The 11,644-nt window shown below is 63.5% G+C and carries 14 protein-coding genes and 1 tRNA gene; 14 read left to right on the top strand and 1 reads right to left on the bottom strand.

The window, feature by feature from the left end:
- Positions 1–12 precede the first annotated feature (12 nt).
- A complete protein-coding gene (locus COW1_RS04845) occupies positions 13–480 on the top strand; it encodes a DUF4149 domain-containing protein (RefSeq protein WP_197702932.1) in 468 nt (155 codons plus the stop codon).
- Between the two features lie 4 nt (positions 481–484).
- Here COW1_RS04845 and COW1_RS04840 read toward each other — a convergent pair whose 3' ends face one another.
- Complete coding sequence (locus tag COW1_RS04840; RefSeq protein WP_096366212.1) at positions 485–781, bottom strand: YhbY family RNA-binding protein; 297 nt, start codon at positions 779–781, stop codon at positions 485–487.
- A 152-nt stretch (positions 782–933) separates the two neighbouring features.
- On the opposite strand from COW1_RS04840, the gene rlmE reads away from it, so the two are divergent.
- From rlmE to nuoE, 13 genes are all read left to right on the top strand, one after another.
- Positions 934–1,554, top strand: a complete 621-nt coding sequence (rlmE, locus tag COW1_RS04835; protein WP_096366213.1) for a 23S rRNA (uridine(2552)-2'-O)-methyltransferase RlmE — start codon at positions 934–936, stop codon at positions 1,552–1,554.
- A 102-nt stretch (positions 1,555–1,656) separates the two neighbouring features.
- Entirely contained in the window at positions 1,657–3,579 is a 1,923-nt protein-coding gene (ftsH, locus tag COW1_RS04830; RefSeq protein ID WP_096366214.1) for an ATP-dependent zinc metalloprotease FtsH, read from the top strand.
- A 203-nt stretch (positions 3,580–3,782) separates the two neighbouring features.
- Positions 3,783–4,613, top strand: coding sequence for a dihydropteroate synthase (gene folP / locus COW1_RS04825; RefSeq protein WP_201345595.1), 831 nt, complete (start codon positions 3,783–3,785; stop codon positions 4,611–4,613).
- Positions 4,614–4,626: 13 nt separating this feature from the next.
- Complete coding sequence (glmM, locus tag COW1_RS04820) at positions 4,627–5,979, top strand: phosphoglucosamine mutase (protein ID WP_096366216.1); 1,353 nt, start codon at positions 4,627–4,629, stop codon at positions 5,977–5,979.
- A 136-nt stretch (positions 5,980–6,115) separates the two neighbouring features.
- Complete coding sequence (gene tpiA, locus COW1_RS04815; RefSeq protein ID WP_201345594.1) at positions 6,116–6,874, top strand: triose-phosphate isomerase; 759 nt, start codon at positions 6,116–6,118, stop codon at positions 6,872–6,874.
- A gap of 10 nt (positions 6,875–6,884) precedes the next feature.
- The gene (gene secG / locus COW1_RS04810; protein ID WP_096366218.1) at positions 6,885–7,298 is read left to right on the top strand and encodes a preprotein translocase subunit SecG; all 414 of its coding nucleotides are present in this window, start codon (positions 6,885–6,887) and stop codon (positions 7,296–7,298) included.
- A 32-nt stretch (positions 7,299–7,330) separates the two neighbouring features.
- Positions 7,331–7,415 (top strand) — tRNA-Leu (locus COW1_RS04805).
- A gap of 365 nt (positions 7,416–7,780) precedes the next feature.
- The gene (locus COW1_RS04800) at positions 7,781–8,137 is read left to right on the top strand and encodes an NADH-quinone oxidoreductase subunit A (RefSeq protein ID WP_096366219.1); all 357 of its coding nucleotides are present in this window, start codon (positions 7,781–7,783) and stop codon (positions 8,135–8,137) included.
- Between the two features lie 40 nt (positions 8,138–8,177).
- On the top strand, positions 8,178–8,654 hold the full coding sequence (locus COW1_RS04795) for an NADH-quinone oxidoreductase subunit B family protein (RefSeq protein WP_096366220.1): 477 nt from the start codon (positions 8,178–8,180) through the stop codon (positions 8,652–8,654).
- A 25-nt stretch (positions 8,655–8,679) separates the two neighbouring features.
- On the top strand, positions 8,680–9,426 hold the full coding sequence (locus COW1_RS04790) for an NADH-quinone oxidoreductase subunit C (RefSeq protein WP_201345593.1): 747 nt from the start codon (positions 8,680–8,682) through the stop codon (positions 9,424–9,426).
- Positions 9,423–9,668 (top strand): hypothetical protein, encoded by a 246-nt coding sequence (locus COW1_RS04785; protein ID WP_201345592.1) that lies wholly within the window; start codon positions 9,423–9,425, stop codon positions 9,666–9,668. The genes COW1_RS04790 and COW1_RS04785 overlap by 4 nt, the downstream gene beginning before the upstream one ends.
- Positions 9,661–10,914: an NADH-quinone oxidoreductase subunit D gene (locus tag COW1_RS04780; protein ID WP_201345591.1), complete on the top strand. Its 1,254-nt coding sequence runs from the start codon at positions 9,661–9,663 to the stop codon at positions 10,912–10,914. Before COW1_RS04785 ends, COW1_RS04780 begins: the two co-directional genes overlap by 8 nt.
- Before the next feature lie 132 nt (positions 10,915–11,046).
- Entirely contained in the window at positions 11,047–11,553 is a 507-nt protein-coding gene (gene nuoE / locus COW1_RS04775; RefSeq protein ID WP_096366223.1) for an NADH-quinone oxidoreductase subunit NuoE, read from the top strand.
- Positions 11,554–11,644: the final 91 nt, after the last annotated feature.

Raw genomic sequence — 11,644 nt, 5'->3', positions numbered from 1 at the left:
CCGCTGCTGCGCGTGACAGCCAATCCCTCCGCTCCCATGCAGGCCAAGATCGCCATCGCCGAACGCATCATCCTGACCCTGTGGGTCGGCGGCCTGTGGATGATCGGCTACCTGGCCGTGCCGCTCCTGTTTCATCAACTCGATGACACCCGCCTGGCCGGGCAGCTGGCGGGAGAGATGTTCCGGGCGCTGAACTGGTTCGGGCTGGCGGCGGGTGCGCTGCTGCTGATATCGAACCGGATGCAGGCGCGCCCGGGACTGGACTGGCGGGCGCTAACCCTGGTGTTGATGCTGGCGCTGATTCTGGTCAATGCCTTCGCCATCAGTCCGCTGATGCAGGAGCTCAAGGCCGGCGGTCTGGTGGCGGGCAGCGAGGCGGCGGCACGCTTTGGCCGTCTGCACGGACTGTCGTCCTTTCTCTATCTGATCCAGTCGCTGCTGGGGCTGGGGCTGGTTGTGTTCGGCATACGGCGCGGATAGGGGATTACTTCCCCAGTTCCACCCGCGGGCGCTGGGGATTGCGGCGGAACACCAGCGCGGTGTTGCCGACCCGCTGAACCAGCCGCAGTTTCAGCCGCTGGCACAGTTCCTCCAGCAACTGGTCGCGCAGTTCGCGATCGCCGACATTGAGCTTGATCTTCATCAGCTCGTGGTGCGCGACCGAGGAATCGATCTCCTCGATCACGCTTTCGGTCAGCCCCCTGCCGGCGACGGTGACCACGGGCTTGAGCTTGTGGCCGAGGCCGCGCAGATGGCGCAGCTGGGACTGGGTGAGATGCATGGACTGTCTGCCTGTGTCGGATTCTATGTCTGGGGCGGCATTATAGCCGCGGACGCATACGGATGAACATGGATGCATGCGGCATCCGCCAATTTCGAGGGCTTTGCTGTCGATACCCCGGTCCATGAACCCTGTGCCTGGAACCTGTAGTCATGTCCCGCACCAAGAGCAGCCGCCGCTGGCTGAAGGAACATTTCGACGATGAATACGTGCTGCGCGCCCAGCGCGAGGGCTGGCGCTCGCGCGCCGTCTACAAACTGCAGGAACTGGACGAGAAGTACCGTCTGTTCAAGCCGGGTATGACGGTGGTGGACCTGGGGGCGGCGCCCGGGGCCTGGTCGCAGTATGCCGTGCAGAAAGTGGGGAAAACGGGCCGGGTCGTGGCCATGGACCTCCTGCCCGTCGAACCCATCGCCGGCGTGGATTTTCTGCAGGGCGATTTTCGCGATGACGAGGTGTATGCGCGGTTTCTGGAACTGGTCGGAAACACGCCGGTGGACCTTGTAATGTCGGACATCGCCCCCAATATCTCCGGGATGGAGGCCGTGGATCAGCCCCGTGCAATGTATCTGGTTGAACTGGCAGTCGATTTCGCCGAGCAGACGCTGCGCGAAGGCGGCACCTTCCTGGCCAAGGTGTTCCAGGGCGAAGGGTTCGATGAACTTGTGCGCGGATTGCGGGGTCGATACAGCAAGGTGATCGTGCGCAAGCCGAAGGCTTCACGGCCGCGTTCGCGCGAGGTCTATCTGCTGGCCGCAGGCCGGAAACTGTAGTAAGGTCGAACTCATTGTTTTATGGCCCGATTAACCCGGGTGGCTGCCGGGGTTTTGCGCGGGCCCAGCTGACTTGAATCGAGGTAATCCGCATTGAACGACATGGCCAAGAATCTTCTGCTGTGGGTCGTCATCGCCGTGGTCCTGATGGCGGTGTTCAACAATTTCGGCCCGCCGACCCAGCAGACCAACAGCATCGGCTATTCTGAATTCATCGCCCAGGTGAAATCCGGCCAGGTCCAGAACGTGGTCATCCAGAACCATACCGTCAAGGGCAAGCTCGCCAGCGGCGAGAGCTTCACCACCTACGCCCCCGATGATCCCAAGCTGATCGACGACCTGCTGGCCAACAACGTCACCGTCGAGGCCAAGCCTCCGGAGCAGCAGGGCGTGCTGACCCAGATCTTCATTTCCTGGTTCCCCATGCTGCTGCTGATCGCGGTGTGGATCTTCTTCATGCGCCAGATGCAGGGCGGTGCGGGCGGCCGCGGGGCCATGTCCTTCGGCAAGAGCCGGGCGCGCATGCTGGGCGAGGATCAGATCAAGGTCACCTTCAGCGATGTCGCCGGCGTGGAGGAGGCCAAGGAAGAGGTTGAGGAGCTGGTCGAGTTCCTGCGCGACCCGGGCAAGTTCCAGAAGCTCGGCGGCAAGATTCCCAAGGGCGTGCTGATGGTCGGCTCGCCGGGCACCGGCAAGACGCTGCTGGCCAAGGCCATCGCCGGCGAGGCCAAGGTGCCGTTCTTCACCATCTCCGGTTCCGACTTCGTCGAGATGTTCGTCGGCGTGGGCGCCTCGCGCGTGCGCGACATGTTCGAGCAGGCCAAGAAGCACGCCCCCTGCATCATCTTCATCGATGAGATCGATGCCGTGGGCCGTCACCGCGGCGCCGGTCTGGGCGGCGGCCACGACGAGCGCGAGCAGACGCTCAACCAGCTGCTGGTGGAAATGGACGGCTTCGAGGGCAACGAGGGCGTGATCGTCATCGCCGCCACCAACCGGCCCGACGTGCTCGACCCGGCGCTGCTGCGCCCCGGCCGCTTCGACCGCCAGGTGGTGGTGCCGCTGCCCGATGTGCGCGGCCGCGCCCAGATCCTGCAGGTGCACATGCGCAAGGTGCCCGCGGCCGACGACGTCGAGCCCATGATCATCGCCCGCGGCACCCCGGGTTTCTCCGGCGCCGATCTGGCCAACCTGGTCAACGAGGCCTCGCTGTTCGCCGCCCGCGCCAACAAGCGCGTGGTGGACATGGAGGACTTCGAGAAGGCCAAGGACAAGATCATGATGGGCGCCGAACGCCGCTCCATGGTGATGAGCGAGGAGGAGAAGCGCCTGACCGCCTATCACGAGGCCGGCCACGCCATCGTCGGCCGTCTGGTGCCGGAGCACGACCCGGTGCACAAGGTCTCGATCATCCCGCGCGGACGCGCCCTGGGCGTGACCCTGTTCCTGCCCGAGGATGACCGCCACAGCTTTACCAAGCAGCGCCTGGAGAGCCAGATCTCCAGCCTGTTCGGCGGCCGCCTGGCCGAGTTTCTCATCTTCGGCGCCGACAAGGTTACCACCGGCGCCTCCAATGACATCCAGCGTGCGACCGAGCTGGCGCGCAACATGGTCACCCGCTGGGGTCTGTCCGATCGGCTGGGACCGCTGTCCTATGGCGAGGAGGAGAACGAGGTCTTTCTGGGCCATTCGGTCACCCAGCACAAGAACATCTCCGATGACACGGCGCATGCCATCGACATGGAGATCCGTTCCATCATCGACAACAACTACAAGCGGGCCGAGTCCATCCTGACCGAGAACATGGACATCCTCCATGCCATGGCCCAGGCGCTGATCAAGTACGAGACCATCGACGCCAACCAGATCGACGATCTGATGGCACGGCGCGAGGTGCGTCCGCCGCGTGAATGGTCGGACAACCCGCCGCCCTCAGCGGGTACGGGTACGGCCACCGGCGACGAGCCGGAGAAGGGCCGCAAGGACAGCGGCGGCCCGATCGGCGATCCCGCCGGCCAGCACTGAGGCCCCTGCCACCCGCATCACGCCCCGCTTTGGCGGGGCGTTTCATTTTAACTGCATAAATCTTTTCAACGCAGAGGCGTTTATGCCCTTCGGGTGCGAAGTCGCAGAGAGTGCAATGAATTCATGTAGAATTATATTTTTTATAACTTTGCGCCCTCTGCGTCCCTGCGTCTTTGCGTTGAATAAATTATTGGTAAACTTTCATGCAGCTTGAGTGCGGAAACCGCCGGCTGGACCTGAGCCGGCCGCGGGTGATGGGGGTTCTGAACGTCACGCCCGATTCCTTCTCCGACGGCGGCGCGTTTCTGGCCGCCGGACAGGCCGTGGCCCGGGCCCGGGAGATGGTCGCCGAGGGCGCGGACATCATCGACATCGGCGGCGAATCCACCCGCCCGGGGGCCGATCCGGTCAGCATCGAGGATGAACTGACGCGGGTGATCCCGGTCATCGAGGCCCTGCACGGACAGGTCGATGCCCTGCTGTCGGTCGATACCAGCAAGCCGGAGGTGATGCGGGCCGCGGTGGCCGCCGGGGCGGACATCATCAACGATGTCTGTGCCCTGCAGGCCCCGGGCGCCCTGGAAGCGGCCGCCGAGGGCGGGGCGGCGGTGTGCCTGATGCATATGCAGGGTGAGCCACGCACCATGCAGGCAGATCCCCGCTATGAGAACGTGGTCACGGACGTGGCCGGATTTCTGCGCCAACGTGTTGCGGCCGCGGAGGCCGCGGGCATGGCCCGCGCGCGGCTGCTGGTCGATCCGGGCTTCGGTTTCGGCAAATCGCTGGCGCATAATCTCAGTCTGCTAAAGCACCTGCCCGACCTGGTCGATTCAGGGGTACCGGTACTGGTCGGGCTGTCGCGCAAGTCTATGATCGGCAAGCTGCTCGACCTGCCGGTGGAGCAGCGCCTGCAGCCCAGCGTGGCGCTGGCCGTGATCGCCGTGATGCAGGGGGCGCGCATCGTGCGGGTGCACGATGTGGCGCCCACGGTGCAGGCGCTGGCGATGTGCGCCGCCGTCGAGCAGGCCGAATAACAAGGAGCAGGGGATGTCACGCAAGTATTTTGGTACCGACGGAATCCGGGGGCGGGTCGGCGAGGCGCCGATCACCGCCGAGTTCATGCTCAAGCTGGGCTGGGCCGTGGGCCGGGTGCTGGGCCGCGACGGCTGCGACAGCGTGCTGATCGGCAAGGATACGCGTATCTCCGGCTACATGTTCGAGTCCGCCCTGGAGGCGGGCCTGTCGGCGGCCGGCATGGACATCCGCCTGCTCGGGCCCATGCCCACCCCGGCCATCGCCTATCTCACCCGCACCCTGCACTGCTGTGCGGGCATCGTCATCAGCGCCTCGCACAATGCCTACTACGACAATGGGGTGAAATTCTTCTCCGCCGAGGGCACCAAGCTGCCGGACGCCATCGAACTGGAGATCGAGGCCCAGCTGGACAAGCCCATGGCCACGGTCAGTTCCGACCGGCTGGGCAAGGCCGAGCGGGTCAGCGACGCCTCCGGTCGCTACATCGAGTTCTGCAAGAGCACTGTGCCCATGAGCATGAGCCTGCGCGGGCTCAGGCTGGTGGTCGACTGCGCCAACGGCGCCACCTACCATGTCGCGCCGGCGGTGTTCGACGAACTGGGTGCGGACGTCATCGCCATCGGCGATACACCGGACGGCCTGAACATCAACCGTGACTGCGGTTCCACCCGGCCCGAGCAGCTGATCCGCACCGTGCGGGAGGAGGGGGCGGACCTGGGCATCGCCTTCGACGGCGACGGCGACCGGGTGATCATGGTCGACCATACCGGCACGGAGCTCGACGGCGATGAACTGCTCTACATCATCGCCCGGTCACGCCACGAGGCCGGCAATCTCAATGGCGGCGTGGTCGGCACCCTGATGACCAATCTCGGCATGGAACACGCCCTGCAGGCCATCGGCATCCCGCTGCAGCGCGCCCGTGTCGGCGACCGCTATGTACTGGAACTGCTGCAGCAGCAGGGCTGGGTGCTGGGCGGCGAGTCTTCCGGCCACATCATCTGCCTGGACCGTACCAGCACCGGCGACGGTATCGTCTCGGCCCTGCAGGTGCTCTACGAAATGGTGCGCAGCGGCCGCGCCCTGGCCGAACTGCGCGCGGACCTGACCAAGTACCCGCAGCACATGATCAATGTGCCCATCAGTCACAAGGCCAATCCCGATCATTCGGAAGCGGTACAGTCCGCGGTGCGGGCGGCCGAGGCCCGTCTGGCCGAACGCGGCCGGGTGCTGCTGCGGCCCTCTGGCACCGAACCGGTCATCCGCGTGATGGTCGAGGGCGAGGACCCCGAACTGGTGGCGCACGAGGCCCGGGTCCTGGCCGAGGTGGTTGCCGATGTCCTGGGCAAGGCCCGGGCGAGTTGAGTCTCGGCCAGGGCCGCGAAACCCGCTGATTCCGCCGCGATGGCAGGTCCGTAGCCCGCGTTTTTAATTGATTTTCTCCCGGTCTGTCGCTAAGCTAGCGCCCCGTTTTGTCAGGTAAAGGTATCGGAGGCACGGCATGCGGCAACCGCTGGTGGCAGGGAACTGGAAGATGAACGGCAACCTCGACAGCATCACCACGCTGGTCGAGGGCATCAAGGCCGGTCTGGGCGAGGTCAGGACCGCCGAGGTCGCCGTCTGCCCGCCGTTCGTCTACATTCCGCAGGTTGTGCAGATGCTGTCCGACACCCCGGTGGCCGTCGGCTCCCAGGACATCAGCGACGAGGAGTCCGGCGCCTTCACCGGCGAGGTGGCCGGCCCGATGCTGCGCGACGTCGGCTGCAGCTATGCCATCGTGGGCCACTCCGAGCGCCGCAGTATCTATGGCGAGAGCGATGAGTTCACCGCCCGCAAGTTCGCCGCCGCCCGCCGGTTCGGCCTCACCCCGATTTTGTGCGTGGGCGAACTGCTGGAGGAGCGCGAGGCCGGCACCACCGAAGCCGTGGTCGGACGCCAGCTGGATGCCGTCATCGAACTCGAGGGTATCGCCGCCCTGGGCGAGGCCGTCATCGCCTACGAGCCGGTCTGGGCCATCGGCACCGGCAAGACCGCCAGCCCGGAACAGGCCCAGGAGGTGCACGCCTTCATCCGCGCCAAGCTGGCCGGACTGGATGCCGGTGTGGCTGACAAGATCCGGATTCTCTATGGCGGCAGCGTGAAGGCCGCCAATGCCGCCGAACTGTTCGCCATGGCAGACATCGACGGCGGCCTGATCGGCGGCGCTTCCCTGCAGGCCGGGGAATTCCTCGGCATCTGCACCGCGCCGGATAAGATTTGATTCAGGAATATTGATGTATACCATTCTTATTATTGTCCAGGTGTTGATTGCCATTGGGCTGGTCGTACTGATCCTGCTCCAGCATGGCAAGGGCGCCGATGCCGGCGCGGCCTTCGGCAGCGGGGCCTCCTCAACGGTATTCGGTTCCCAGGGCTCGGCGTCCTTTCTGACCCGGATCACCGCCGTGCTGGCGACCCTGTTCTTCCTCAACAGCCTCGCCCTGTCCACGGGTTTCGTGATGGGCGAGCGCGAACCTTCCAGCGTGGCAGAGCAGGTCAGCCCCGTCCCTGCCGCCGGGGAGGCAGCCCCTGAGGATCTGCCCCCGATGGAACAGTCGCAGCCGCAGGAAAGCGCGCCGGCCGATGTCCCGGCCATGGACATGCCCGCGCAGGGAGAGCAGACGGCCGACGATCTGCCGCAGTAACAATGCCGTTTGCGGACGGCGCAGCAATCATTGCCGAAGTGGTGGAATTGGTAGACACGCTATCTTGAGGGGGTAGTGGCGCAAGCCGTGCCGGTTCGAGTCCGGCCTTCGGCACCATATAATCCATGTTGATGAATCGTGACAGGCCCCGTTTATGCGGGGCCTGCTGCGTTGCGGGCCGTACATGGCGGAGCAGCGCTGACATATCCTTGTGACAAAACCTGCTGCCAACTGACGGGATTTATTACAAACCGCCCCGACTTATGCCAGCCAAAATTAATTTTTTGGTATAACTGGTTAATATTGAAAATATTTTCGGCGTTTTCCTTGCTTGACACTCCTGGGTAATCTGCCTAGACTGCCTAGCCATTCTTTTGTAACGGCGCATGCATGGCGCTGGCCTCCCGGGTCGGTGCTACTGCGGTAACAACAACAGACAATCGCGTCGGCAAGCAAAAAGTTGAGACAGTCGGAGGCAGGCGATGCTGGAAAACTATCTACCGATACTCGTCTTTATCGGTATCGGTGTCGTGATCGGTGCCATCGCCATCGCGGTCGGTTTCCTGCTCGGTCCCCACAAGCCTGACAGCGAGAAGAATTCCCCCTACGAGTGTGGCTTCGAGGCCTTCGAGGACTCACGCATGAAGTTCGACGTGCGCTACTACCTGGTTGCCATCCTGTTCATCATCTTCGACCTGGAAATCGCCTTCCTGTTTCCCTGGGCCATCGTACTTGAGGACATCGGCCTGTTCGGTTTCCTCGCCATGGCGGTGTTTCTCGGCATCCTGGTCATCGGCTTCATTTATGAATGGAAGAAGGGGGCGCTGGAGTGGGAATAGGCGGTTATGGGTGGCTTGATTCGATGAGGCGGGTGCAATCATGAGCATCGAAGGCATTCTCAAGCAGGGCGTGGTCACCACCACGGCGGACGCGCTCATCAACTGGGCCCGTACCGGCTCGCTCTGGCCCATGACCTTCGGTCTGGCCTGCTGCGCGGTGGAGATGATGCAGGCCGGTGCCTCGCGCTACGACCTGGACCGTTTCGGCGTGGTGTTCCGGCCCAGTCCGCGCCAGTCGGACGTGATGATCGTGGCCGGCACCCTGGTCAACAAGATGGCCCCGGCCCTGCGCAAGGTCTACGACCAGATGTCGGAGCCGCGCTGGGTGATCTCCATGGGCTCCTGCGCCAATGGCGGCGGCTATTACCACTATTCCTATTCCGTCACCCGTGGCTGCGACCGCATCGTGCCGGTGGACATCTATGTGCCGGGCTGTCCGCCCACGGCCGAGGCGTTGCTCTACGGCATCATTCAGCTGCAGAACAAGATCAAGCGGACCAACACGATCGCGCGCTGAGCGCGATCCATGACGAGTGCATGGCATGGCCGGACGCATCGAGACATTGAAACAGCAGATCGACGAACGCTTCGGCGATCGGCTGGAGTCATCCATCCTCGATCTGGATGAATTGACGCTGGAGGTCGCCCCCGGAGATCTGCTCGAGGTCTGCGCCGCGCTGCGCGACGAGGCGGACTTGCGGTTTGAGCAGCTGATCGACGTCTGCGGCGTGGACTATCTCGGCTATGGCGATGCCGAGTGGGAGACCCGCGAGGCAAGCGGCCACGGCTTCAGCCGTGGCGTCGATGCCTCCACCGCCGGACGGCTGGCCTTCCTGCACCAGGAACTGTCGGTCGATACCGTCGAGGATTCGGGGGGGCGGCGCTTCGCCGCCGTCTACCAACTGCTGTCGGTGAGCAAGAATCAGCGCCTGCGAGTGCGCTGCTTCGCTCCCGACGACGGCCTGCCGGTGATCCCGTCCGTGATCGACATCTGGAGCAGCGCCAACTGGTTCGAGCGCGAGGCCTTCGATCTGTACGGCATCATTTTCGAGGGCCACCCGGACCTGCGCCGGATCCTCACCGACTACGGCTTCATCGGTCATCCCTTCCGCAAGGATTTCCCGCTCAGCGGCAACGTCGAGGTGCGCTACGACGCCGAGAAGCAGCGGGTGGTCTACGAGCCGGTCAGCATCGAACCGCGGGTGCTGGTGCCGAAGGTGATCCGCTCCGAGGTGCGGCGGCGCGGTGAGGAAGAGGCGGAGCCGCCTCAGGATGCGGAGCAGGCATGAATCAGATGCTAAACCGCCAAGACGCCAAGGACGCCATGTATTGCGCACCGCCAAGGCGCCAGGTGCGCCAAGAAACAACATATGTAAATGTTGTTTCTGCGGTAGCAAGGCGCGTGACAGTATGCTCCGGATTTGTAGGATTTATTCTTTATGGATTTTTTCTGGCGCCCTTGGCGTCTTGGCGGTTAGACGAATTTCTTGGCGCCCTTGGCGTCTTGGCGGTTGACGAAAACCATGCCTGAGATACGCAACTACACCTTGAACTTCGGTCCCCAGCACCCGGCCGCGCACGGCGTGCTGCGGCTGGTGCTGGAGATGGACGGTGAGGTCATCGAACGGGCCGATCCGCACATCGGACTGCTGCATCGCGCCACCGAGAAGCTGGCCGAGAGCAAGCCCTACAACCAGAGCATCGGCTACATGGACCGGCTCGATTACGTGTCCATGATGTGCAACGAGCATGGTTACGTGCTGGCCATCGAAAAGCTGCTCGGCATCGAGGCGCCGGAACGGGCCCAGTATATCCGGGTGATGTTCGACGAGGTCACCCGCATCCTCAACCACCTGTTGTGGATCGGGGCGCACGCGCTGGATATCGGCGCCATGACCATGTTCCTCTATGCCTTCCGCGAGCGCGAGGACCTGATGGACTGCTACGAGGCGGTCTCCGGCGCGCGCATGCATGCGACCTACTACCGTCCGGGCGGGGTGTACCGCGACCTGCCGGATCGCATGCCGCAGTACCAGGTCTCCAAGTGGCACAGTGAGGCCGAAGTCAGGAAGATGAACGAGACCCGCCAGGGCTCGCTGCTGGACTTCCTCGAGGATTTCACCGAGCGTTTCCCGAAGTGCGTGGATGAGTACGAGACCCTGCTTACCGACAACCGTATCTGGAAGCAGCGTACGGTCGGCATCGGCGTAGTCTCGCCCGAGCGTGCTCTGCAACTGGGCTTCACCGGTCCGATGCTGCGCGGCTCCGGCATCGAGTGGGATCTGCGCAAGAAGCAGCCCTATGAAGTCTATGACCGGATGGATTTCGATATCCCGGTGGGTGTGCGCGGCGACTCCTATGACCGCTACCTGGTGCGCATCGAGGAGATGCGCCAGTCCAATCACATCATCCGCCAGTGCATCCGATGGCTGCGCGAGAATCCCGGTCCGGTGATCATCGACGACTACAAGATCATCCCGCCGCACCGCGAGGAGATGAAGGCGGACATGGAGGCCCTGATTCATCACTTCAAGCTGTTTACGGAAGGGTTCTGCGTGCCGGCGGGCGAGGCCTATGCCGCCATCGAACATCCCAAGGGCGAGTTCGGCGTCTATATGATCTCCGACGGTGCCAACAAGCCGTTCCGGGTCAAGATCCGTGCCCCCGGTTTCGCGCACCTGGCCGGATTGGATGAAATGGCCCGCGGGCACATGCTGGCCGACGTGGTGGCCATCATCGGCACCCAGGACATCGTGTTCGGTGAAATTGACCGGTGAGACAGAGATATGTTCAACGCAGAGACGCAGCCTTGTAGGTCGGATTAGCGCAGCGTAATCCGACAACCACGGCGGAAACGTCGGGTTACGCCCTATCGGGCTAACCCGACCTACAATGCTACAGATGCTTTTATGACTGTGACTGAAACCAACAAAGCGGAATACGAAATCCCCCCAGAGATCAGGGCGGAGATCGACCACTGGCTGGCGAAATACCCGCCGGACCAGAAGCGCTCCGCGGTGCTCTCTGCGCTGCATGCGGTACAGGCGCGCGAGGGCTGGATCCGGCCCGAACACATGGACGCAGTGGCGGCCTATCTGGACATGGCGCCGGTGTCGGTCTACGAAGTGGCCAGCTTCTATTCCATGATCGAGACCCGTGAGGTGGGCCGCAACACGGTGGCCATCTGCGCCAACATCTCCTGCATGCTGTGCGGCGCCGATGACCTGATCGCCCATGTGGAGCAGAAGCTTGGCATCCGGCGCGGTGAGTCCACCCCGGACGGGCGTATCTACCTGAAGCTGGAAGAGGAATGCCTGGCGGCCTGCGCCGGGGGCCCGATGATGGCGGTGAACGGGCATTATCACGAGAATCTGACGGTCGAGAAGATCGACCGGATTCTGGATGAACTCGAATGATGAATGGCCACGGAATACACGGAAAGCACGGACAGGCACCAGAAATGCAGAAAAGCATGACTGCATATGGCAGATCCGTGTTTTTCGCGGG

The organism is Thiohalobacter sp. COW1 (genome assembly GCF_016629505.1).
Lineage (GTDB): Bacteria > Pseudomonadota > Gammaproteobacteria > Thiohalobacterales > Thiohalobacteraceae > Thiohalobacter > Thiohalobacter thiocyanaticus_A.
The sequence above is the reverse complement of the archived record's forward strand: the minus strand, read 5'-3'. Positions and strand labels throughout refer to the sequence as shown.

Excerpts from the sequence above, each read along its gene's own strand:
- COW1_RS04785 (WP_201345592.1), top strand. The coding sequence starts at position 9,423 with ATGAATCAGATGCTAAACCGCCAAGACGCCAAGGACGCCATGTATTGC.
- nuoE (WP_096366223.1), top strand. The coding sequence starts at position 11,047 with ATGACTGTGACTGAAACCAACAAAGCGGAATACGAAATCCCCCCAGAG.
- COW1_RS04800 (WP_096366219.1), top strand. The coding sequence starts at position 7,781 with ATGCTGGAAAACTATCTACCGATACTCGTCTTTATCGGTATCGGTGTC.
- COW1_RS04780 (WP_201345591.1), top strand. The coding sequence starts at position 9,661 with ATGCCTGAGATACGCAACTACACCTTGAACTTCGGTCCCCAGCACCCG.
- tpiA (WP_201345594.1), top strand. The coding sequence starts at position 6,116 with ATGCGGCAACCGCTGGTGGCAGGGAACTGGAAGATGAACGGCAACCTC.
- glmM (WP_096366216.1), top strand. The coding sequence starts at position 4,627 with ATGTCACGCAAGTATTTTGGTACCGACGGAATCCGGGGGCGGGTCGGC.
- ftsH (WP_096366214.1), top strand. The coding sequence starts at position 1,657 with ATGGCCAAGAATCTTCTGCTGTGGGTCGTCATCGCCGTGGTCCTGATG.
- COW1_RS04790 (WP_201345593.1), top strand. The coding sequence starts at position 8,680 with ATGGCCGGACGCATCGAGACATTGAAACAGCAGATCGACGAACGCTTC.
- folP (WP_201345595.1), top strand. The coding sequence starts at position 3,783 with ATGCAGCTTGAGTGCGGAAACCGCCGGCTGGACCTGAGCCGGCCGCGG.
- COW1_RS04795 (WP_096366220.1), top strand. The coding sequence starts at position 8,178 with ATGAGCATCGAAGGCATTCTCAAGCAGGGCGTGGTCACCACCACGGCG.
- COW1_RS04840 (WP_096366212.1), bottom strand. The coding sequence starts at position 781 with ATGCATCTCACCCAGTCCCAGCTGCGCCATCTGCGCGGCCTCGGCCAC.
- rlmE (WP_096366213.1), top strand. The coding sequence starts at position 934 with ATGTCCCGCACCAAGAGCAGCCGCCGCTGGCTGAAGGAACATTTCGAC.